Below are 20926 nucleotides of genomic sequence, written 5' to 3'. Positions count from 1 at the left end.
GCTTCTTCACCGATAGCATCCTGACGTACGTAGATCTGGATTTGACCTCCAAGATCTTGAATGTGAGCAAATCCTGCTTTGCCTTTTCCACGCTTTGTCATGATACGACCAGCAATAGTTACTTCATGCTCGTTTTCTTCCAACTCTTCTTTTGATTGCTCTTCATATGTAGAGCGAATCTCGTTTGTTAGGTGCGTGCGTTCAAAACGCTGACCAAACGGATCCAAACCATCTTCCCGTATATCTTTCATCTTCTGGCGTCTCACCAAAAGCTGATCATTCATTTCATCCATATTGGACATTCCCTTTCACTCCTTCATACTTTGACCGTCCCTCTCCTTAGGATCGGTCGTCTGCAACTATTGTACACAAATTCCAGGCCTAACAAAAGGACAAACAGTTATCTCGTTCCATTGTATAGAAAAAACTGCCCTATTATAGAGCAGTTTGGCCATTTATGTTCAATCTTATTGTAAAAACTCTTCGACTTGTCCAACCTTTTTCCAAAGATTCACTCCGTCTTCCTTTATCGCCAGCTCTTCACGATAACGTGTTCCTGTTATAGGATTCTTTACATCCCCATTAATCTCAACTAGTGGAACAAGCACGAATGCACGCTCTTGCATTCGTATATGCGGAATGATCAAATTCTCCAATTGGATATGTTCCTCGTTATAAAGCAAGATATCCAAGTCTACCGTCCGTGGGCCCCAACGTATTTTCCGCATTCTACCAAGCTTATTTTCAATCGACTGGCAAACGCTCAATAATTCCGTCGCTTCTAATGTAGTGCCGAGCTTTATGACGATATTCAAAAACTTCGCTTGTTCCGTTAATCCGACAGGTTCGGTTTCGTAGATGGAGGAAACTAGTAACACTTGAATAGAAGAATGTTCATTTAACATTTGTACAGCTTGTTGTAAATGTTCCAGGCGATTGCCTATATTCGATCCCAGTGACAAGTAGGCGTTATTCAAGAGAAACGCCCCCTCGTGATTTCCACGGACACTGATGAGTAATGTCCACGAATCGGCGGGTCCGGCTTAATAAGCACGACCCGAACACCGTTCACCTTTTCCGCAAAGTCTGTCATGATCGTTCCCGCCACTGTTTCAGCTACCGTCTCGATCAAATGAACCGCTTCACCTTCTACGATGTTCTTACACATCTCATACACTTCTGCATAATTCATTGTTTTCGATAAATCATCCGTCTGTCCGGCTTCCGCAAGATCCGTTGCCAATGAAACCGTCAGCCGAAAACGCTGTCCGAGTTTATTCTCTTCAGGCAATGCGCCGTGGTAACCGTAAAACTCCATATCATTCAAATGAATATAATCCATGAAATCCCTCCATTTTATCGCTTACCCAGTGTATGCCGCTTTCTTAGTCAATACATCCATCATCTTGACCATTCGCGAGATTTCCTTTACATCATGAACACGCATAATATGTCCGCCATGCTCAATACCATAGCAAACCGTCGCACCCGTCCCCTCTATACGCTCTTCCACGGGCAAATCGAGCACTTTACCGATCATGCCTTTACGAGACGTACCGAGTAAAACCGGATATCCAAGATCCGCAATCGAAGACAACCCTTGCATCGCTAATATATTTTGCTCGAGATCTTTCGCGAAGCCTATGCCTGGATCGAGCCAGATCATCTCTTCACTTACTCCCGCCCGCTTTGCAATATCGATACTCTCCTGCAAATCTTCTATAACAGCCTCCATGAATGGTAGCTGATAATCACGATTTTCACGATTGTGCATCAAAATGATAGGTATGCCATAACGCGCTGCCACTTCCGCGATAGCCGGTTCCCGCTTCGCGCCCCACACATCATTAATTATACTTGCGCCCGCTATAACCGCTGCTTCCGCAACCGCTGCTTTTGACGTGTCAATGGATATTACACAGCCGAGTTCCTTCGTGAGCAACTCAATGATGGGTACAACACGAGCTATTTCCTCTTCAACTGAAATAGGCGTATATCCTGGACGAGTGGACTCTCCGCCGATATCAATGATTTTTGCACCATCCGCAAGCATGTTCCGCGCATGTTCAAGTGCCGGGTTTTTCTGACCATATTTCCCGCCATCCGAAAATGAATCTGGCGTGACATTCAGTATCCCCATAATCACGGTTTCTTCCGTAAAATTAATCGTCGTTTTTCCCAATGTATACGATGCGCGCGCTTTTGATAACTTCATTACTAGTCACTCACTTTCATTCGGTTGATGGCTTGTTGGTAACCGGCATGCAATCGTTGATAGACCGGTCCTCCGTTGCCAGAAAACATCACTTCTCCTACTTGGCGAATCGGAACTAGTTCCTGAATCGCATTGGTAATGAATACTTCCTCCGACATTTCAAGATCTTCACGCATATACAATCCTTCGTTAACAGGCAATCCCAGTTCTCCAGCTATTTCAATAACAAATGCTCGAGTCGTGCCAGGTAAAATCCCCGTGTTCAATGAAGGTGTATACAACTCACCTTGTTTCACCCAGAATACATTCGATGTAATGCCCTCTGCCACATAGCCGTCCGAAGTAATAAATAGACCTTCTGTTTCTTTCAATGAAGGTAACTCCAGACGCCCTTTTACATTATTTGCATACTGGTGTGATTTATGCCGAACAACGCTTTCCGGTTCATTACGCGTTGTCACAAGCCAGACGCCATCCTTTTCCGTATGTACAGGTGGCAGATGAAGCGCTTTTTGGAAGATCAGTACATTCGGTTGTTCATACTGCGTAGGTGCTAGCCCGATATCATGCACACCTGCTGATACATTCAATCGGTAATAGCCATCTTCATTGCCATTCTCTTTGTACAAGGAATGAATAGCCGATAGAATTTCTTCATCACTATACGACATTTCAATACGGTAATCGCTCAATGCCGACCGCAAGCGAATCATATGCGATTCGTAGAGGAATACCTTTCCACCGTATGTACGGAATGTTTCAAAAAAACCCAGTCCATAAAGAAATCCATGATCAAACGGTGATATCTGTAGTTCTTCCGCAACTACTCGCTTGCCGTTCATCCAGCAAATCAATGCAATTGCTCACTTTCTTCACGAATCACCAACTCAGCCATTTCTTTCGCCTGCCAAAGTGCTTTCGCTTTATTGAGAGACTCTTGATATTCAGCAGCAGGATCCGAATCAGGTACTAAACCAGCACCCGCTTGGATATGCACGATACCATCTTGAATGAATGCTGTACGAATGGTGATATTCAGCTCCAGATCTCCGTTGAAACCAATCCAACCCATTGATCCTGTATAGAGTCCTCTGCGCGTCGGCTCCAGTTCTTCAATGATTTCCATTGTCCTCAATTTAGGATCTCCCGTAATGGAGCCTCCAGGGAATACTCCGTGTACAATAGATGCCAGATCTTCAGAAGACGCAGTACCGCGAACATTAGACACCAAATGCATAACGTGCGAATACTTTTCGACGACCATGAATTCATCCACTTCCACTGTGCCTTCCTGACAGATCCCTTCAAAGTCGGCACATTCGAGATCGACAAGCATCTTGTGCTCACCTATCTCCTTTGCGTTCGATATCAATTCTTCCTGTAAAGCAAAGTCTTCCGCTTCCGTCATCCCACGCTTTCGTGTACCACCGATTGGTCGCGTGCTCAACTCAGTCCCACGCTTTTTCAACAATAATTCAGGCGAACCGGAAACTACTTCAAAGTTCGGTGCCGCCATATAGGCCATATAAGGTGAAGGATTGAACGAGCGCAATGCTTCATACATCAATAAAGATGGTGCGATGAGCGGTTTTGACTGGCGTACGGACAAATTCACTTGCACGACATCTCCATCCTCAATGAATTGCTGTACATCGCGCACCATTTGCTCGAACTGTTCTCCCGTTACAGATACTTGTAAATCTTCTTCTGTAACGTCCACATCCACCGCCTGACCAGTAGTAAATTGACGATTCAGCAGACCTGTTTGTGATGCTTCGGTCCATTCCTTTACCATACTATCCAGCGCATGCCGTTTTTCAGGCAATGCCATAAAGTAGACATTTTCCTTTTCTATATCGAACACAGCCCATTGATCAAAGAGATAAAAGAATACGTCAGGCGTCGTCAAATCGTTCTCCGCAATAATCGGTAGGGTCTCGTAGCGTCTGACATAATCGTAACTGACCATCCCAATCGCCCCCCCTTGATAGGCAGGCATATCGTTCTGATGCTCCAATTCATATTTCGCCATAAAGTCATTCAACAAGACTAGCGGATCTTCTCCCGTCAGCAATTCTTCTTTACCATCACGCCATTCTAAACGTAGACCGGTTTCGGTTGCATTGAACGTCACAAGCGGATCAAGTCCCGCCACACACATCTTCCCGCCACGACCACTCTCCAACAAAACATGCCGATCCATTTCTGTTGCAAGTTGGCGATAGGCATAAAAGAATTCGTCTTTTGTCATTGAAGCTGTCTGATAGGCTACTGTATTCATGCTAGTTCCCCCTGCGTCTCTAGTATTTACTCTGCGTTACTTTCGTCTATTAACTGTTTGATCATCGTATCATCCAACGGCAGCATCACTTTATCTGTAATCACACCTTCTTTATTGATGATATACGAAGTCGGATAAACTTTTATCTGATACATTTTCATTACTTCGCTGTCCTTATCCAATAAAATTGGAAACGTTAATTTATATTCATCGACGAATTCTTTCGCACTCTCTACCTTATTCTTCTCAGTTTTCGTCATGTTGACTGCGAGTATCTCCATATCGTCGGACTCTTTATTGTCTATATAGTAGTTTTCCATATGCGGCATTTCTGATCGGCATGGCGGACACCACGACGCCCAGAAGTTCAACATGACCGTCTTGCCACGGTAATCGGACAATTTGACTGTGTCACCTGAAAGTGTAGTTAATTCGAAATCCGGAGCCAAATCTCCTTTAGCAAGCCCAGGCTTATCAACGTCCGTAGTAGTTTGCCAATCTTCAGGTAAACGATCAACCACATCTTTCGGCAAGCTTTCCATATTCAAATCCTCATAACCTGGGATGCCGCCCGTTTCTTCTTTAATTTCCTTGTTCAATAAGAAAATAATCGTGCCCATGACAATTACAATTATAATCGAAACTATTATGCTCCACTTTTTATTCACAGTGAGCCTCCTCTGTTCTATGTATAACTAGCTTGGTTCATCTCAATTATACAGAATTTTGCCCACTGATAACAGCTTAGAGATTATGCTATTTAGTTACAGGATAAAAAAAGAAACTGTCACTAGAAGCAACTTACTACTTCTAGCGACAGTTTCATATGCAGAAAGGATAAAATTACTTCATTGGAATCACTGGTGCGCTAGCAAATGGCTCCCACGATACCTTATCTCTTACTCTTCATCAAACTGATAAAGGGGCGTGCTCAAGTAACGCTCTCCGTTAGATGGAATGATCGCGACTACCGTTTTGCCTTTGCCTAACTTCTTAGCCACTTGCAATGCAGCTGCAATCGCTGCGCCTGAAGATACTCCTCCAAGGATGCCTTCCTCACGAGCTGCACGACGCGCAAACGTATACGCGTCATCATTAGATACTTTGATAATCTCATCGTAGATTTTCGTATCTAATACTTCCGGCACGAATCCTGCACCGATCCCTTGAATTTTATGTGGTCCCGGCTTACCGCCAGATAATACCGCTGAATCTTCTGGCTCTACCGCTACGATATTGATTCCAGGGAAACGCTCTTTCAGCACTTCACCTGCTCCTGTAATTGTACCACCCGTACCGATTCCCGAGATAAATGCATCTACTTGCTCCAACGCATTCGCGATTTCTGGTCCCGTTGTCAGACGATGAACTTCGGGGTTTGCTTCATTGTTAAACTGTTGCGGTAGGAACCAACCGTTTTCTTCTGCCAATTGCTCAGCTTTTGAGATTGCGCCTTTCATTCCTTCAGCTCCCGGTGTTAATACCAAATCCGCTCCGTATGCGCGAAGTAAATTGCGTCGCTCTAGACTCATTGTGTCCGGCATGACGAGTACAGATTTATATCCTTTCGCCGCCGCAATCATAGCGAGCCCGATTCCTGTATTGCCACTAGTCGGTTCGATGATTGTGCTATCTTCTTTCAAATCACCGCTTTTTTCTGCCGCCTCGATCATGGCGAGTGCAATACGATCTTTGACGCTTGAGCCAGGATTGAAGAATTCAAGTTTCAAATACACATCTGCGTCATCTGCACCTGTTAAACGATTTAATTTTACTAACGGCGTGTTACCTACCAAATCAATAACTGAATTTCCCACTCTACTCATTTGTCATCCGCTCCTAATACCTAGTATTTTAATATGATTTATTAACTTGATATTACTACCATCTATTTTACTTGTCAATATAATCATTCAGAACATTATGGTTTATCAATCCTACACTAAACAAGCTAATCCGCAGGTTTCATGTAATACTGCATAAAAGGTGGTATCCATTTATACTAGGGATGCTTGTGCGGGTGCTGGTAGCGCTTTCTAAATTGATTGTACAAATTTGCGTAGATTAGTAAATTACCCGCCACCGCAAAACACTTTCGGCAACGGGTGAGTAGTTTAGAGTAAAATCAAATTAATTCACGAAGCTCTTGCTCAGAGAATTGATACTTCTCCAAACAGAAGTGGCATTGCGCTTCCGCACCCTGATCTTCATCGATCATCGCTTGAATTTCTACAGCTCCAAGCCCCTTAATCGCTTCGCTAAAACGTTCCTTTGAACAATCACACTCAAATCTTACGTCGATTCTAGAGAGGAATTCTACATTTTCCTGACCTAGTACTTCTGCTAAGATTCCTTCAGGTGTCAGTCCGTTGTCAATCATAGTAGAAATTGCCGTCATGTTCGCGATTCTTCCTTCCAGCAATTCAATCGTCTCTTCCGTAGCTCCTGGCATTACTTGCAGAATAAAGCCACCTGATGCTTTAACCGTGTTATCTGGATCAACGAGTACACCTAACGCCACAGCGGATGGTACTTGTTCAGATACTACCATGTACTGTGTGAAGTCTTCTGCAATTTCCCCGGAAATAATCGGTACTTGCCCCGTAAAATAATCTTTCATTCCTAAATCTTTTACAATCGATAGCATACCTTCCGTACCTACTGCTCCACGAACGTCTAATTTGCCTTGTTTATTCAGCGGTAAATGCGTTTGTGGATTCGTTGCATAACCACGAACTTCCCCTCTAGCATTAGCATCCACGACAATTGGACCAAGTGGACCATCGCCTTGAATTTTTACCGTAATGCTATCATCGCCTTTTAACATAGCCCCCATCATGACTGATGCTGAAATTGTACGCCCAAGAGCAGCAGTCGCTGTCGGCCACATTTGATGACGCTCTTGCACTTCTCCTACTGTTTCTGTTGAACGAACTGCATATGCGCGTATTTGCCCTTCAAAGGCTAATGCTTTTACTAAGTAATCTGTTGTCATTTTATTCTCTCCTTACATATTTCTTTCATAAATCAGATGTAATCCTTTTAGCGTTAAAAAATCATCCACAATATCAATCACTTTGGTTTCAGATGCAATTAAATCCGCCATTCCACCTGTTGCGATCACAGTAGGTTCTACTGCACAATCTTCTTTTATACGGTTGACGATTCCTTCTACTTGTCCAACGTAACCAAATATTATACCCGACTGCATGGCAGCTACGGTGTTCTTACCTACTACATGCTCCGGCCGTGCCAGTTGAACGCGCGGTAGTTTAGAGGCACGATCAAATAATGCTTCCATGGAGATTTTAATACCAGGCGCGATAGAACCACCCATGTATTCGCCATGCTCATTAACATAGCAATACGTAGTAGCTGTTCCAAAGTCTACGATAATGAGCGGACTACCGTATTCACGAATCGCTGCCACCGCATTGACAATGCGATCTGCACCGACTTCGCGGGGATTTTCATATTTGATATTTAATCCGGTTTTTACGCCAGGTCCAACGACCATCGGCTTTTGATTAAAATACTTTTTACACATTTGCTCTAACGGGAACATAACGGGCGGCACTACAGAAGAAATAATAATGCCTGTGATGTCAGTGAATGAAATCCCCACATGCTGGAACAATGCCTTTACTTGCATAGCATATTCGTCTTCTGTTTTATGTCGATAGGTTTCCATCCGCCAATGGTGCTTCAGTTGATCCCCTTCATATACACCTAACACAATATTCGTATTGCCTGTGTCTAATACTAATAACATAGTCGTTGTCCCCTCTTACTTTGACTTTTTCCCGTACATCATATCATAATTTCACATCCAGATACTGTGAATGTGTACTGAACGCGCTCCCCCTTCATAAGAAAACAGCCGACTGTATACAGTCGGCTGTTGGGTTCGCTTAGTCTCTACGTTCTTCATCAATGGATGGCAGTGTCTTATCTACTGCTCCACTTTCACTTGGCAAGTCACCGATTGACGGGTCTGATGGCGCACCCGTGCTATCAGGAGTTGTAGTTTCCACAGGGGATTCTTCTACAATTTTCTTGTCATCAACGCTACCATCGTTGTTGTCGTATGGGCGATCAGGCAAAGTACCGTGATCTTTCAAGTGATTGATTTGTTCCGCATCCAACGTTTCGACTTCCAATAAAGTGGTTGCGATTAGATTAAGCAACTCTCGGTTTTCAGTCAAAATTTGTCTTGTGCGTTCGTATTGTTCTTTTATGATCATTTGCATTTCAGAGTCAATCTCGTATGCGATTGCTTCAGAATAGTTTTGTTCAGAGTTGAAGTCACGTCCAAGGAATACTTGGCCGCCTTGTGTCTGCCCGAACTGCATCGGACCAATTTTATCACTCATTCCATATTCTGTAACCATCGATCGTGCAATACCTGTAGCGCGCTGGAAGTCATTATGTGCACCGGTTGACACTTCACCTAGTACAATTTCTTCTGATACACGTCCACCTAGAAGACCCGCGATTTTGTCGAGAAGTTCAGGTTTTGTCATGAAGTAGCGATCTTCTTTCGGAAGCATAACTGCGTATCCACCAGCTTGCCCACGAGGAACTATAGTTACTTTATGGACAATTTCTGCATCGTCGAGCATTAAACCTACGACTACGTGACCCGCTTCGTGGAACGCAACGATGTTTCGCTCTTTTTTCGAGATGACACGATTTGTTTTCGCAGGGCCTGCAATCACACGATCCGTCGCTTCATCAATATCGGACATATCGATTTTCTTTTTATCTCTTCTCGCTGCCACAAGAGCTGCTTCATTCAATAAGTTCTCAAGATCTGCACCAGAGAATCCTGGAGTACGTTGAGCAAGAGCTTTCATATCGACCGTATCATCAAGCGGCTTATTTCGTGTATGTACTTTCAACACAGCTTCTCTTCCTTTAACATCTGGACGACCAACCGTAATTTGACGGTCAAAACGTCCCGGACGAAGAAGTGCCGGATCCAAAATATCCGGACGGTTTGTTGCAGCAACGATAATAATTCCTTCGTTCCCTTCAAATCCATCCATTTCTACTAGCAACTGGTTCAATGTTTGCTCACGTTCATCGTGACCGCCACCTAAGCCGGCTCCACGCTGACGTCCAACTGCATCAATTTCATCAATAAAAATAATACATGGTGAGTTTTTCTTAGCATTCTCAAATAAATCACGTACTCGAGAAGCACCCACACCTACGAACATCTCAACGAAATCAGAACCTGAAATCGAGAAGAATGGTACACCTGATTCACCTGCTACTGCACGTGCAAGCAATGTTTTACCTGTACCTGGAGGTCCTACTAATAAGATCCCTTTCGGAATTCGTGCACCTAACTCCACAAACTTACTGGCATCTTTCAAGAAGTCCACGACTTCTTCGAGCTCAGCCTTTTCCTCATCTGCACCTGCAACGTCATTGAAACGTACTTTCTTCCGATCATCCGATTGCAGTTTCGCTTTACTTTTTCCGAAGTTCATCACCTTGCCGCCACCGCCGCCTTGTGATTGGTTCAGTAAGAAGAAGAAAAGGATAATAATAATTATGAATGGTACGAGTCCTGTAAAGAACGATACCCACGCGCTTGTTTCTTTTGGCGGCAGGATGTCAATCTCAGTACTTGTCGTTTTGACAATTTCACCAATACTGTCCATATCATTTTCCGGAATGTTTGTTACGAAAGTTTCACCTTTTTCGTAGCCAGCCATTTCCCCTTTTACTTCATACACAAGCTGTAATGGCTGAAAAGTTGCATTTTCAACTTTCCCCTGTTCCAGCGCTGTGACGAATTCATCATACCGAATTGGTTTCATCTTCGGATTTGGATTGTTAAGCGAACTGAAAATCCCCATTATTGCTAGGAAAATCAATCCATATAAAAGAAAGTATCGAAGTATTCGATTCATCCCAAGCCTCCTCATCTCATTCAACAAAAACTAAACAGAAAACTATTGTAAATTTTAGCATAGATTAACACTACTTAACAAAAGAAATGCCTTAAGGCAAATAGCCTTCAATTCGGTTCATTGCACTTCCGTCAGAAAGAGTAAATTTCCTTTTTCAATACCCCAATGTACGGTAAATTACGGTATTTCTCTGCATAATCCAAGCCGTACCCAACAACGAACGCATCTGGTACATCGAAACCTACGTAATCTGCTTTCAAATCTACTTTACGTCCTGTCGGCTTATCCAACAACGTAACGATTTTGATAGAGTTTGCTTTTCTGTATTTAAACAGCTCCACTAAGTAATTCAATGTCTTCCCACTGTCAATAATGTCTTCAATAATCAACACGTCGCGACCTTCTATGCTAGTGTTCAAATCTTTGATGATCTTCACTTCACCTGATGAAACTGTCGCATTTCCATAACTAGAAACATCCATGAAATCTAATTCGATATACGTATCAATACGTTTGATCAAGTCACTCATAAATGGTAGTGCACCTTTAAGTACACCAACTGCTAATGGGAATTTTTCACGGTACTCCTCAGTTAATGTTGCTCCAAGTTCTCGGACTTTCTCTTCTAGTTGCTCTTCTGAAATTAAAACATGCTCGATATCTTGCGCGATCATCGGCCCGTCCCCCTCTATTTTATCTTGTCTCGCCTTCTCGCGTAATCCATATGTATGAATCGCCTTCCAGTTGGCGGCGTGAAAACATCTCACTATACCGTACACCAGGTATTGCACACACAGTACCGCTTGCTGTCGTAACGACAGGTTGCTGCTGCCTTTGCATGATCCCTATCTTCTCATCAATCAATATCCGCTTCACACGTTTCGGCTCGGACATTCCTTTGATCAACATTCTATCTCCGGTCATCCGAAGACGTACAGTTAGCGGCAGTTCCGTCTCAGGTAATTGGAAATACCTGATTTCATCTGAAGGTGAGAATTCTTCTATCATATGTGCGCTGGCATGATGCCAGTAAAACTGAATATTCCCCCACGTATGCCAAGTACCTTTTTCAAGTACTTTTGGACGAAGGGACGCTGTATCTATATCCATTTTTGTAATTAGCAGTTTATCATATTCCCTGATAAACCGATAGCCATACGCCAAATCAATTGTGACATTTCCAGCTGAGTTCGTAATATGTTGTAACAGTTCATCCACTACTGCAAAATGCCACTCAGCGTTCTCTGTTGCTGGGTTAGTTAGACATTTTAATAGTAGTTGAATCACGCGCTTTTGTAAAGCGTGGGGAATAGCAAGAAACGCCTCCCGTTGAAAAGAGGGAAGCTGCTCCTGCGTATACGTAACAATCGAACGCCAATGTTGATCCGCAAGCTCATTCAGCAAGCTTTCATCCGCTTGCCGTTGTTCTGTTTGGCGGACTGTGTTGACTGCGACGGATGGGTTTTCGTCCATCAAGAATGGTAGCACGTGATGTCGCATACGATTACGTAAATAATTGTCTTGCTCATTACTTGGATCTTCCCGGAACATTATTTTATGATGTGACGCATACATGTACAATTCACTCTTTCTTAATGGAAGAAGTGGACGTATAACTTTACCCGAGTGGATTGTCCGCTGAATAGGCATACCATTTAATGATTGTCCCTTACTTAATTGAATCAGCACCGTCTCTAGTTGGTCATCTGCATGATGGGCTGTTGCGAGAACTGTGAACCTCTCACTTTCCATCGTTTGTTCGAAACGTGCATAACGCTGTTGCCGACATACTTGCTGCATATTACCGCCCTGGCTATCCAAGATAACTGGAATAGGTATTTGTTCAGAATAAAAGGGTAGCCCGAATTCCTTGCACAGTTGCTTCACAACAAACGCATCTTCAGCAGATTCAACTCCACGCAACATGTGATCTACATGGATGGCCGCTACTTCAATGACCAAAGATTGCTGATGCGTCGCTAGAAAGTGAAGCAGTGCCATGGAATCCACACCACCCGAACACGCGACTAATACACGAGAGCCGGGAGGAATCAACGTTTGCTTGTCAATAAATTTTAATACCTTTTGCTGCAAACTTTTCATGATCCATCTCCCTCCTCTCTCTATTCTAACATTGTTTAGCTAGAAATGATTCGAGGTTGCTTATTCGCTTTTGACCACTTTGGCACAATATGGCCGACTTTCATTACGAGAATCGTCCGATCATCCTCCACTGACTCAAATACCCGTTCCATCTCCATCATTACTTGATCTGCAATCGTCCGACAATCCATATCTTTAAAGCGTTCTATCGTTTGATTCATCACGTCTTCCTGGATATCAAGCGGTATATCTCCATTAAATATGCCGTCCGTCATCATAACGACGATATCACCGGACTTGAGCTTTTCATTTTTCGCTTCTATAGAAAATGACGGCAAGAAACCAAATGGTACTGTTTTGCTGTCTAACCGAATACAATCATCACTTCTTTTAATGTAGGTACTCATCGAACCTGCTTTCCACGACCATAGTCGCCCTTCTTGTAAATCAATTAACGCCAAGTCGAGCGTTGCATACATATCATCCAATCCGTTCAATGCCATCATATAATGCAAAGTGTGGATCGCTGTTTCCGGATCCATTTTTTGACCCAGACACTCCCGCATCAGCCGGATTACCTTTCTACTTTCGTGGTAAGCATTGATGTCTTGTCCCATCCCGTCCGACAACAGTACGGCTGACAAGCCATCATGAATCTTGAATAGCTCATACGCATCACCACCATTGAACGATCCCTTTCCAGCTGTCGTGACGATATCATAATCAAGTGAAAAACGAACAGCTGAACTAAAGGTCAGTTGTACATGCGGGAACGGGAACGGCTGATAAGTCGATTTTGAAATATGCATCGGTTCATCGTACATTTGCTCCAAGATAGGCAGTAATAAATATTCTCCGACCGTCGTTTCGGCTTCAAAATCCGCCTTTTTTTCCGGTACAGAAATCACAATTCTGCAGGCACCCCGTTCTTCTGATAATATATCTATTTGAAAAAACTCTATGGCTTGTGATTGTAAACGATTCGCAAGCTCTTCTTCAGCCAACTTATACGTTGTCAGATCTTCCTTTACCTCTCTCATAACTTTTTCAATATGCGTACTCATATCACGCAATTGTAGTGCTAGCATCTTTCGACCATGCTGCAACTGCCCCATCAATAATTTATTGGCCCCTCTCTCTTCTAATTCATTCATTAATCCTTTAAAACGTAGACATTTATATTTCATCTTCTGTTCAACACGTACACGTGCCGCTTTTTTCGTTGCAGAATAAGTTGTTTCCCATTCGTCAATCAACGGTTCTATACTGTCCTCTTCACTTTCCCAGCACTTTCGGTAACGAAAACAGGATTGACAAATAGATGGTACTTGACTTGTTGCCGCCACTTCCTCTTCGGGTGACAGACGATCATTCACAAGTGTTGACATGAAATGAGCAAACTGTTGGAACTCCTCTAACTGCCCGTCCAGTTTATCCGCCAGCCATTGCTGTCGCTTTTCCGATATTCCTTCTTGTTTCGGCAATAAAACTTGTCGTATTTGACTTAATTTACGTGAAGGAATCAATATAAACAGTAAAGCCGCGGCACCAACTGTGGAAAAGTGAACGGTATCTAGAGGCAGTGTCGCATCATATAGAAGGAAAAAGAGCGAAACAAAGACACTGCCGGTGATGACCCCTAGCTTTCCAAAGCGTTTTAGTGAACCTGCCAACAAACCAGTCATACCATATAACGCCATCATGCCCGTGAAGGACAACTCTGATACACCTATGATTAATGCAATAATCATTCCGACAGTTGTAGCGAACGGCACTCCCCCCACTACGGCGGCTACAAATATCGCTAAAAACAAGAACACCCCCGCAACCGATACCGTACCGATTTGGAATCCTCCCATCCCGGTAGCTGCCAGCGCTCCCACAATACACATCGCACTGATCTGCTCAGGATTCCACGGCCCATACAGCATTCTTTCTATAGAAGGAAAAGCCAGTAACATGAAAATGGTCATGAACAACGCAAGCAACGCTTCTAACCCTATAGACAACTGAATGGCTAAAGGCAACATCCCATCGCCGTATTTAACGAGCTGCCAAATTAATTGTGGAATAATCATTGCTCCGGCCACAGCGATTGGAATAGACCTTTTCACGACTGGAATCTTTATGATTGAATGAAACAGTAGTAATTGCGCCAAATGAATGACAGCTTGTCCTACCCCAAGAAACGCACTGCCTGCCATCCCTCCTATAAATACGTAGATCATGTGTTGACGGTAGCGCATACTTGCTAATGCCCAGATCGGCAAGAAGAATGGTACTGCCATATCGAATACTACTGCTTGCGATAGAAAGAATGATCCTACTAAGAATAGAAGGGCAGTTAGCAAGTATACTTTCCGATTCATAAACTCTTGCCAGTACGCCCTGAACATCTGTACAATTGGTCGTTCCATATTGTCAATCATCTTCATTTCCCATACCCCCTATGTTCTCTTACATAAAACTATACATGGGGTTCGCGAGAAATTTTGTCTGTTTGTGGCGGCATATTCACAAAACATTTCGACGTATTCCGTATGTATATTTTTTAGCAAAAGAGATGTTGACACTTCTTCAAATGCCTAGTATGATAAGAGACGTTGCATATGGAATTACCTAATTTCAATGCGAAAACATCTTGGCGGCGTAGCTCAGATGGCTAGAGCGTTCGGTTCATACCCGAAAGGTCGTGGGTTCGACCCCCTCCGCCGCTATAATAGAAGTACAAAAATCCTCTTGCTTACGCAGAGGATTTTTTGTTGGAGAAAATGATCTGTGGATTAACCTTGAATTTAGTACACTATCGATTTAATGCATGGTTAATTATTGTAAGCGTTAATAAGAAGTGCTAGTGGTTTGGCTGGATCATTTATTAGTCTATTTTGTACAAGGACACTTACTTGACTGACTATGAGAGTGTAAAGCCAATGAACCCCACTGTACTTACGAGAAATGCATGAGCGGTATCACCAAGTAGCTGTACTTCCTCTTAAAACTACAACGGAACGAACACTCAGTGGCACTGGCATAACAAAATGGACTCGAATTTTCCCCACAAAAAAACGCATGCTCCATATTGCGGAACATACGTATAGGATGTCATCTGATTTTAGTTCGCAGTTGAATTAGTCAGCAAGTTATCCTCTTCTGGCTCCACGACCGCCACGCTTGGACTCTGTCGCTCTCTTTAAGGTAGTTAGACGTTCTTCGCTGTCCTTCATGAATTTTGCCATCTTCTGTTCAAAATTCTCTGGTCGTTCAAAGCTCGGTTTGCTTCCTTGACGAGGTCTAGTTGGACGTTGTGGACGCTGTGGACGTTGTTCTGACTCAGGTTTAGCCTTACGGATGGAAAGACCGATTTTACCGTCAGATCCCACATTCATTACTTTGACTTCAACCATATCGCCGACTTTTAAATGATCATTAATATCTTTGACATAATTGTCAGCTACTTCACTAATATGGACTAATCCTGTGGATCCGCTTGGCAATTCAACAAATGCCCCAAAATTTGTGATCCCGGTTACTTTACCTTCTAACTTGCTGCCTACTTCAATTGACATAAAAAAAATGCTCCTCCTTAAGTTTTAAGCGGCTCGTAAGCCTATCAACCATATTGGCAGTGCCTGTATTTTACAGGCTCCTATCTATATTATAGCCAACAAAAAAAGAGTGTCAACTTGACTACTCTTTTCTTATCTCTTTTTCTGACTCTTTTTTCTTATCAGGAATGGAAAAAATGATCTCATTGGACTCAGAAAGAAAGTATTCTTTCCGTGCGAGTTTCGCAATATACTCGTCATCATCCAATCGAATCAACTGCGTATTCAGTTGTTCTTGCTGTTCTTTCAAATCCTCTAATGTAGCTATTGCTTGGGCTTTTTCCTTATGTTTCGCAGCCAGAATTTCTTTCTGACCAGCGTTCATATTGAACAAACTTCCAGCAACCACACAGACGATGACAAAAAATACAGCCAACCTATTACGCAAACGTTTTTGTTGTGCTTTTTTAAAATTTTCTTTTTTTTGCATGGAGCGCACATAGTCTGTATCGATTGATGTCACATTCTTTGTTGAGGGCTTCTGTGTTTTTTTCATGGCGCACACACCTTTCTGGCGTAATTCTACTATTGCACTCTATTATATAGTACTCTGCATTTATTTTGAAGGAATTTCCCTACGTTCTTCACTAATCTTATAAACGGTGACGTGATTACTGACAGAATAGAAACAATTAAATAGAAAATACGTTGAATCGTTAGGTAGACAAGACGAATGATGAGCCAAATCGGCCTAAGCACCACAAGTAACAGTAGTCTACCTACAATTCTCACGGGATGATGGAAGATAGCTGCGTACAATAACAAGCCACTAATCTGGGCAACAGGGTCATACATTCTCCATGCCCCGTCGCGTACCAAAACTAATACCCAAAACGACATGATCCCTAACATAATCCAGATAAGGCATTCAAACCAGAATGCCCATCTTCTAATGAATGAACGTTTATCGCACGCGGCGACAATGGTTCCGAATAAATCCAGTACAATTCCAGCAGTAATACCTGTCCCGATCATCGCCAATAGACTGAAGAACTGGACGGATAGGCTCATCCGAATAATTTATGGAGGAAATTGCGTGAACCTGCTTCTTCGTCATCATATTGAAGTGTTTGGACAGTACCTTCAAGCGTGAGTAGGCCCTTGTCCACATCTAGATGTACAATACGCAGTTCCTCCCCACGGATTTGCAGTACGCCTAGCGATGTTCTAACAAGAAATTCCTCCTGGTCAAAGCGGTCGATCGTTTTCACGGATGTGAGGTCCATTCTTTTGCGATTGCGCATCGTCACTACGTGGTCTCCTGATGGAATAGTATACATGGAGCTGTCTGTTTGAATCTGCATATGCGTCCCCCTTCTCTAGTACGTTCCCCATATCATATGCAGAGGCTTGGCCAGACATGACAAGCCATTTTTAAGTTGGGGGGCAAACCCTCTATTCTACTCCTCTTTAGTCTATCTTCTCGTCAATTAATTTTCATCGTCTACAAACTCAGGTTCTACTTTCTCTAAGCGCTCTTCGCTAGTGATCGTGTACATACCTGCTGCGTCTTCTTTTTTAGTTGACGCCTTCAGCTCATTTACCGTAGCATTGACGATCTTTTGGCCAAATCGGATTGAAAGTTCATCACCCGGTTTGACAACAGACGATGCCTTGGCTACTTTCCCATTAATTGTGATTCTGCCTTGGTCAGCCACTTGCTTCGCTAGCGTTCGGCGTTTTATAAAGCGTGATACTTTTAAAAACTTGTCGAGTCTCATTTAGATTCTTCCTCTCTTTTGGCCTGTTGCCAGAATTCTTCTAGTTCGTCTACTGTATAATTTTCAAATTTTCCGCTTCCTTGTTTCACGGATTGCTCCACGGAATGGAAACGAGATTTGAATTTTTCGTTGGCGTGCCACATGGCTTCTTCTGGTGAGAGCTTCAGGAATCTTGCGATGTTGACGATAGTGAACAATACGTCTCCGAGCTCGTCTAGCTGCTGCTCCGGCCCACCACTTTTTACTTCTTCCTGAAACTCTTGCCACTCTTCCTGGAACTTGTCGAAAGCTCCTTCTATAGACGGCCAGTCAAACCCAACTTTGGCTGCGGTCTTTTGATAGTTATAAGATGTCAGCAAGGACGATGCCAAACGTTCTTGTCCTTCTAACAGCATAGACGGTTTAGGTTTTTCCTGCTCCTTGATAGCTTGCCAGTTCGTCAACACTTCTTCGGTTGTATCAGCTTGTGTTTGCGCAAATACATGTGGATGTCGTCGTATCATTTTGGCCCCTACAGTTTCGAGTACATCTTCCATGGAGAAGTAGCCATTGTCTTCCCCGATTTGCGCATGAAGAAAGACTTGTAGCAAAACATCTCCTAGTTCTTCGACGATAGCATCATCATTTTCTTCATCAATGGCCTGGATCAACTCAAAGGATTCCTCGATTAAATAGCGCTTCAATGATTCATGCGTTTGCTCACGATCCCAAGGACAGCCGTCCGGTCCACGCAAAGTCGCAATGATGTCCCTTAATGAACTCCACTCTTTCAGTCGTTGTTCGTGTTCAAGTAGCGGCGGTACATAGACAGTCGTTAGATTATTCAATGTCACTGTTCGGTCAAGTTCAAACAGCGGTATTTCAGTCAACACTTCATCTCGTGAACCGGCTGATGTAACGATGGTGACGACGTGAGAATCGGGATATTTCTCCATCAAAGACAATTTCACGTCAGAAGCGACGAATGCATCATAGACTTGTCCAATTAATACATGCTGATCCATGCGTACGTCGTCACGTTTCAAGTCTGTACCGTCAAGCAACTGGAATCCTTCAATCGGATCAATACGCAACGCTGTAAAAATCGGATCTAAAAAGCTACTCCCGCCAGCAATATGAAGTTCAATCTCACCTGTCCGTTCTTTTTCAATCAACAGTTGAACCGTACGTTCCGCTACAAGTGGGTGTCCCGGCACAGCGTATGTAATCGGCTGTTGCACACTCAATTCCAGTAGTTTATCGACGATTTGCTGATAGACGTCTTCAAACGCATCATTTGCTTCATAAATCCTATCAAAACTTTCCATCTCTAGCCCTTCCGAACGTAATTCTGCAACGATGGGATGTTCTTCTGTCCGAAGATAGAGATGGTCCGCTTGTTTTAATAATCGATACGTGCCTAGCGACAGTTGTTCTAAATCACTTGCACCTAGTCCGATAACAGTTATTTTATTCATATAATTCACCTTCTATTTTTAGTTAGCCATAGTTGAGCAGTTGCCAATCGTTTTCCAAAAGGCAGTAAATACCACTCTTTTTCATTCATTATACGTGATTTCAAGATGACGAAAAGGAATATGATTGCTCCAATTGCGACAGCTGACATTGCAGTTAACGTTGAGCTTGTACGTGAGGATAATCCATCAAACAACCATGAGTCGGCTAGAAGCATCCAGGGAATCAATATCCCTGCCATTGCAACACTAGCAATAATTAGCACGGTATAAAACCGTCGCGGAGCCAGCGGAAACTTCCAAAATCTTTTAAAGTAAAAAATCAATAATATAGCAACGATTGCGAATGAAATAGCGCCTGACGCAGCGGCACCTTCAATTCCATATTGATGAACCATTAATGGTGTAGTTGACAGTTTGATTACGACACCAAGCAGCATGAGTAGTAACGGCCCACGCACTTTACCACTTCCTTGAAGAATTGCTGTCAGTGGTAAAATAATCGACAACCAGAAAATCTGCATACAGAAGATGATTAACGCAACAGATCCTGTTCGTGATTGAAACAGCATTTCATTAACGAAAGGTAGTACGAGAACCAACCCTATCGTCGCAGCCCAACCGAATAAAATAGATGTCCGGAACGTCAAACTAATGAACGGTAAGGCGCCCCGTCTATCATTTTTAGATGCATGATGCGCGATTAACGGTACGAGGGCTAGCGCCAATGTAGATGCAAGCAAAATACCCATTTGCACAAGCGGCTGTCCCCGATCATAGACACCTTTCATTTCCATAGCGGTCTCACTCATTGTCCCCGCCTCGATTAATGCGTTATAGATCGTAAAAGAGTCCACCAATTGAAATACCAGTAAAATTAAAGAACTCGCACTGACACCAATGCTAATCTTGGTCAGATCTTTAATCACTTGCCACGGCTTCACAGTAACTGCCACCAAACGTTCTCGTTGCAGGAAGAACCAAGTCAGGATCAAGACACCTGTCGCTTCTCCTGCAACTGCTGCCCACATCGTAATTTCCCCTACCTTATAAAGTGATGTTCCTGCACGTATCGCAATCCACGTACCCGCAAGGACGATGATCACCCTGAACAACTGCTCTGAGACGTTGGAAATCGCTACAGGTATCATTTGCCCTTCTGATTGAAAGACACCCTTCAGCACAGCTAGGAACGGCAGTACGAGGACGATATATGCACCTGCCTGCAAAACGGGAGCTAGTGCAGTGTCTCCCATTAGTTCTGCAAAGAAAGAAGAACCTGAACGCAATAACAGAAAAATCCCTATTGATAAAACAAGTAGATAGGCTAGTGACACACGTAAAATTCCACGTGATTCTCCAGGACTTTTGCTTTCTGCAAGCATTTTAGACACCGCGACAGCAAAACCCGAGGACGTCCAAACGATAAATATTCCGATAAACGGATACACTTGCTGATAAATATAGAATCCTTTATCTCCAACTAAGTTTTGAAAGGGCACTCGATAAACCGCGCTTAGCACTTTGACGATGATGGCAGCAATAGTTAGAATCGATGCACCTTTCATAAACGACTTCATATTCCATTTAGTCAACGCCATATACGTGCCTCTTTCATTCGAT

At 43.2% G+C, this 20926-nt stretch carries 21 protein-coding genes and 1 tRNA gene (1 of these 22 running past the window's edge); 1 reads left to right on the top strand and 21 read right to left on the bottom strand.

The genetic code is table 11. From position 1 onward, the window contains the following. The 14 genes from lysS to SporoP8_RS09800 form a co-directional block, all read right to left on the bottom strand. Window positions 1–302, bottom strand: partial view of a lysine--tRNA ligase gene (lysS, locus tag SporoP8_RS09865; RefSeq protein ID WP_085132344.1) — the 5' portion only. The gene continues 1189 nt to the left of window position 1, outside the view; only the first 302 of its 1491 coding nucleotides appear in the window; the start codon lies at window positions 300–302; the stop codon falls past the left edge of the window. A 165-nt stretch (window positions 303–467) separates the two neighbouring features. Further along, window positions 468–977 carry a 2-amino-4-hydroxy-6-hydroxymethyldihydropteridine diphosphokinase gene (gene folK, locus SporoP8_RS09860; protein WP_085132343.1) on the bottom strand — a complete coding sequence of 170 codons (510 nt, stop codon included), beginning with the start codon at window positions 975–977 and terminating at the stop codon, window positions 468–470. Beyond that, entirely contained in the window at window positions 974–1342 is a 369-nt protein-coding gene (gene folB, locus SporoP8_RS09855; protein WP_085132342.1) for a dihydroneopterin aldolase, read from the bottom strand. Before folB ends, folK begins: the two co-directional genes overlap by 4 nt. A gap of 21 nt (window positions 1343–1363) precedes the next feature. Next, window positions 1364–2215: a dihydropteroate synthase gene (gene folP / locus SporoP8_RS09850; RefSeq protein ID WP_085132341.1), complete on the bottom strand. Its 852-nt coding sequence runs from the start codon at window positions 2213–2215 to the stop codon at window positions 1364–1366. Between the two features lie 2 nt (window positions 2216–2217). Then, entirely contained in the window at window positions 2218–3069 is an 852-nt protein-coding gene (gene pabC / locus SporoP8_RS09845) for an aminodeoxychorismate lyase (protein WP_085132340.1), read from the bottom strand. Beyond that, window positions 3066–4496: an anthranilate synthase component I family protein gene (locus tag SporoP8_RS09840; RefSeq protein ID WP_085132339.1), complete on the bottom strand. Its 1431-nt coding sequence runs from the start codon at window positions 4494–4496 to the stop codon at window positions 3066–3068. The genes pabC and SporoP8_RS09840 overlap by 4 nt, the downstream gene beginning before the upstream one ends. Window positions 4497–4522: 26 nt before the next feature. Further along, complete coding sequence (locus tag SporoP8_RS09835; RefSeq protein ID WP_085132338.1) at window positions 4523–5164, bottom strand: peroxiredoxin family protein; 642 nt, start codon at window positions 5162–5164, stop codon at window positions 4523–4525. Between the two features lie 231 nt (window positions 5165–5395). Next, window positions 5396–6322: a cysteine synthase A gene (cysK, locus tag SporoP8_RS09830; RefSeq protein WP_085132337.1), complete on the bottom strand. Its 927-nt coding sequence runs from the start codon at window positions 6320–6322 to the stop codon at window positions 5396–5398. Window positions 6323–6621: 299 nt separating this feature from the next. Continuing rightward, complete coding sequence (gene hslO, locus SporoP8_RS09825; RefSeq protein ID WP_085132336.1) at window positions 6622–7491, bottom strand: Hsp33 family molecular chaperone HslO; 870 nt, start codon at window positions 7489–7491, stop codon at window positions 6622–6624. Window positions 7492–7503: 12 nt separating this feature from the next. Further along, a complete protein-coding gene (locus SporoP8_RS09820; protein WP_085132335.1) occupies window positions 7504–8268 on the bottom strand; it encodes a type III pantothenate kinase in 765 nt (254 codons plus the stop codon). A gap of 139 nt (window positions 8269–8407) precedes the next feature. Then, window positions 8408–10420 (bottom strand): ATP-dependent zinc metalloprotease FtsH, encoded by a 2013-nt coding sequence (gene ftsH / locus SporoP8_RS09815; protein WP_085132334.1) that lies wholly within the window; start codon window positions 10418–10420, stop codon window positions 8408–8410. A gap of 131 nt (window positions 10421–10551) precedes the next feature. Continuing rightward, window positions 10552–11094 carry a hypoxanthine phosphoribosyltransferase gene (gene hpt, locus SporoP8_RS09810; protein WP_085132333.1) on the bottom strand — a complete coding sequence of 181 codons (543 nt, stop codon included), beginning with the start codon at window positions 11092–11094 and terminating at the stop codon, window positions 10552–10554. Window positions 11095–11113: 19 nt separating this feature from the next. Continuing rightward, window positions 11114–12523 (bottom strand): tRNA lysidine(34) synthetase TilS, encoded by a 1410-nt coding sequence (gene tilS / locus SporoP8_RS09805; protein ID WP_085132332.1) that lies wholly within the window; start codon window positions 12521–12523, stop codon window positions 11114–11116. Window positions 12524–12558: 35 nt separating this feature from the next. Beyond that, window positions 12559–14958: a SpoIIE family protein phosphatase gene (locus SporoP8_RS09800; RefSeq protein WP_085132331.1), complete on the bottom strand. Its 2400-nt coding sequence runs from the start codon at window positions 14956–14958 to the stop codon at window positions 12559–12561. A 208-nt stretch (window positions 14959–15166) separates the two neighbouring features. On the opposite strand from SporoP8_RS09800, the gene SporoP8_RS09795 reads away from it, so the two are divergent. Then, window positions 15167–15240, top strand: a tRNA-Met gene (locus SporoP8_RS09795). 423 nt (window positions 15241–15663) lie between these two features. Here SporoP8_RS09795 and SporoP8_RS09790 read toward each other — a convergent pair. From SporoP8_RS09790 to SporoP8_RS09760, 7 genes are all read right to left on the bottom strand, one after another. Next, window positions 15664–16089 carry a S1 domain-containing RNA-binding protein gene (locus tag SporoP8_RS09790; RefSeq protein ID WP_029054887.1) on the bottom strand — a complete coding sequence of 142 codons (426 nt, stop codon included), beginning with the start codon at window positions 16087–16089 and terminating at the stop codon, window positions 15664–15666. A 121-nt stretch (window positions 16090–16210) separates the two neighbouring features. Further along, window positions 16211–16624 (bottom strand): FtsB family cell division protein, encoded by a 414-nt coding sequence (locus SporoP8_RS09785; protein WP_085132330.1) that lies wholly within the window; start codon window positions 16622–16624, stop codon window positions 16211–16213. Between the two features lie 29 nt (window positions 16625–16653). Continuing rightward, window positions 16654–17139, bottom strand: a complete 486-nt coding sequence (yabQ, locus tag SporoP8_RS09780) for a spore cortex biosynthesis protein YabQ (RefSeq protein ID WP_085132329.1) — start codon at window positions 17137–17139, stop codon at window positions 16654–16656. After that, window positions 17136–17432: a sporulation protein YabP gene (gene yabP, locus SporoP8_RS09775; protein WP_029054884.1), complete on the bottom strand. Its 297-nt coding sequence runs from the start codon at window positions 17430–17432 to the stop codon at window positions 17136–17138. Before yabP ends, yabQ begins: the two co-directional genes overlap by 4 nt. A gap of 126 nt (window positions 17433–17558) precedes the next feature. Then, window positions 17559–17849, bottom strand: a complete 291-nt coding sequence (locus tag SporoP8_RS09770) for an RNA-binding S4 domain-containing protein (RefSeq protein WP_085132328.1) — start codon at window positions 17847–17849, stop codon at window positions 17559–17561. Then, complete coding sequence (gene mazG, locus SporoP8_RS09765; RefSeq protein WP_085132327.1) at window positions 17846–19306, bottom strand: bifunctional methyltransferase/pyrophosphohydrolase YabN; 1461 nt, start codon at window positions 19304–19306, stop codon at window positions 17846–17848. Before mazG ends, SporoP8_RS09770 begins: the two co-directional genes overlap by 4 nt. Before the next feature lie 5 nt (window positions 19307–19311). Then, window positions 19312–20904, bottom strand: coding sequence for a putative polysaccharide biosynthesis protein (locus tag SporoP8_RS09760; RefSeq protein ID WP_085132326.1), 1593 nt, complete (start codon window positions 20902–20904; stop codon window positions 19312–19314). Window positions 20905–20926 lie beyond the last annotated feature (22 nt).

Source organism: Sporosarcina ureae (assembly GCF_002101375.1).
GTDB lineage: Bacteria > Bacillota > Bacilli > Bacillales_A > Planococcaceae > Sporosarcina > Sporosarcina ureae_B.
Note: the sequence above shows the minus strand (reverse complement) of the source record. Positions and strands in the feature narration are given on the sequence as shown.

What these genes read in the sequence shown, in the direction of transcription:
- yabP (WP_029054884.1), bottom strand. Translation starts at nt 17,432, where the DNA reads ATGCAGATTCAAACAGACAGCTCCATGTATACTATTCCATCAGGAGAC.
- SporoP8_RS09840 (WP_085132339.1), bottom strand. Translation starts at nt 4,496, where the DNA reads ATGAATACAGTAGCCTATCAGACAGCTTCAATGACAAAAGACGAATTC.
- folB (WP_085132342.1), bottom strand. Translation starts at nt 1,342, where the DNA reads ATGGATTATATTCATTTGAATGATATGGAGTTTTACGGTTACCACGGC.
- folP (WP_085132341.1), bottom strand. Translation starts at nt 2,215, where the DNA reads ATGAAGTTATCAAAAGCGCGCGCATCGTATACATTGGGAAAAACGACG.
- hslO (WP_085132336.1), bottom strand. Translation starts at nt 7,491, where the DNA reads ATGACAACAGATTACTTAGTAAAAGCATTAGCCTTTGAAGGGCAAATA.
- SporoP8_RS09820 (WP_085132335.1), bottom strand. Translation starts at nt 8,268, where the DNA reads ATGTTATTAGTATTAGACACAGGCAATACGAATATTGTGTTAGGTGTA.
- yabQ (WP_085132329.1), bottom strand. Translation starts at nt 17,139, where the DNA reads ATGAGCCTATCCGTCCAGTTCTTCAGTCTATTGGCGATGATCGGGACA.
- SporoP8_RS09790 (WP_029054887.1), bottom strand. Translation starts at nt 16,089, where the DNA reads ATGTCAATTGAAGTAGGCAGCAAGTTAGAAGGTAAAGTAACCGGGATC.
- cysK (WP_085132337.1), bottom strand. Translation starts at nt 6,322, where the DNA reads ATGAGTAGAGTGGGAAATTCAGTTATTGATTTGGTAGGTAACACGCCG.
- tilS (WP_085132332.1), bottom strand. Translation starts at nt 12,523, where the DNA reads ATGAAAAGTTTGCAGCAAAAGGTATTAAAATTTATTGACAAGCAAACG.
- SporoP8_RS09785 (WP_085132330.1), bottom strand. Translation starts at nt 16,624, where the DNA reads ATGAAAAAAACACAGAAGCCCTCAACAAAGAATGTGACATCAATCGAT.
- SporoP8_RS09760 (WP_085132326.1), bottom strand. Translation starts at nt 20,904, where the DNA reads ATGGCGTTGACTAAATGGAATATGAAGTCGTTTATGAAAGGTGCATCG.
- ftsH (WP_085132334.1), bottom strand. Translation starts at nt 10,420, where the DNA reads ATGAATCGAATACTTCGATACTTTCTTTTATATGGATTGATTTTCCTA.
- mazG (WP_085132327.1), bottom strand. Translation starts at nt 19,306, where the DNA reads ATGAATAAAATAACTGTTATCGGACTAGGTGCAAGTGATTTAGAACAA.
- SporoP8_RS09800 (WP_085132331.1), bottom strand. Translation starts at nt 14,958, where the DNA reads ATGAAGATGATTGACAATATGGAACGACCAATTGTACAGATGTTCAGG.
- hpt (WP_085132333.1), bottom strand. Translation starts at nt 11,094, where the DNA reads ATGATCGCGCAAGATATCGAGCATGTTTTAATTTCAGAAGAGCAACTA.
- SporoP8_RS09770 (WP_085132328.1), bottom strand. Translation starts at nt 17,849, where the DNA reads ATGAGACTCGACAAGTTTTTAAAAGTATCACGCTTTATAAAACGCCGA.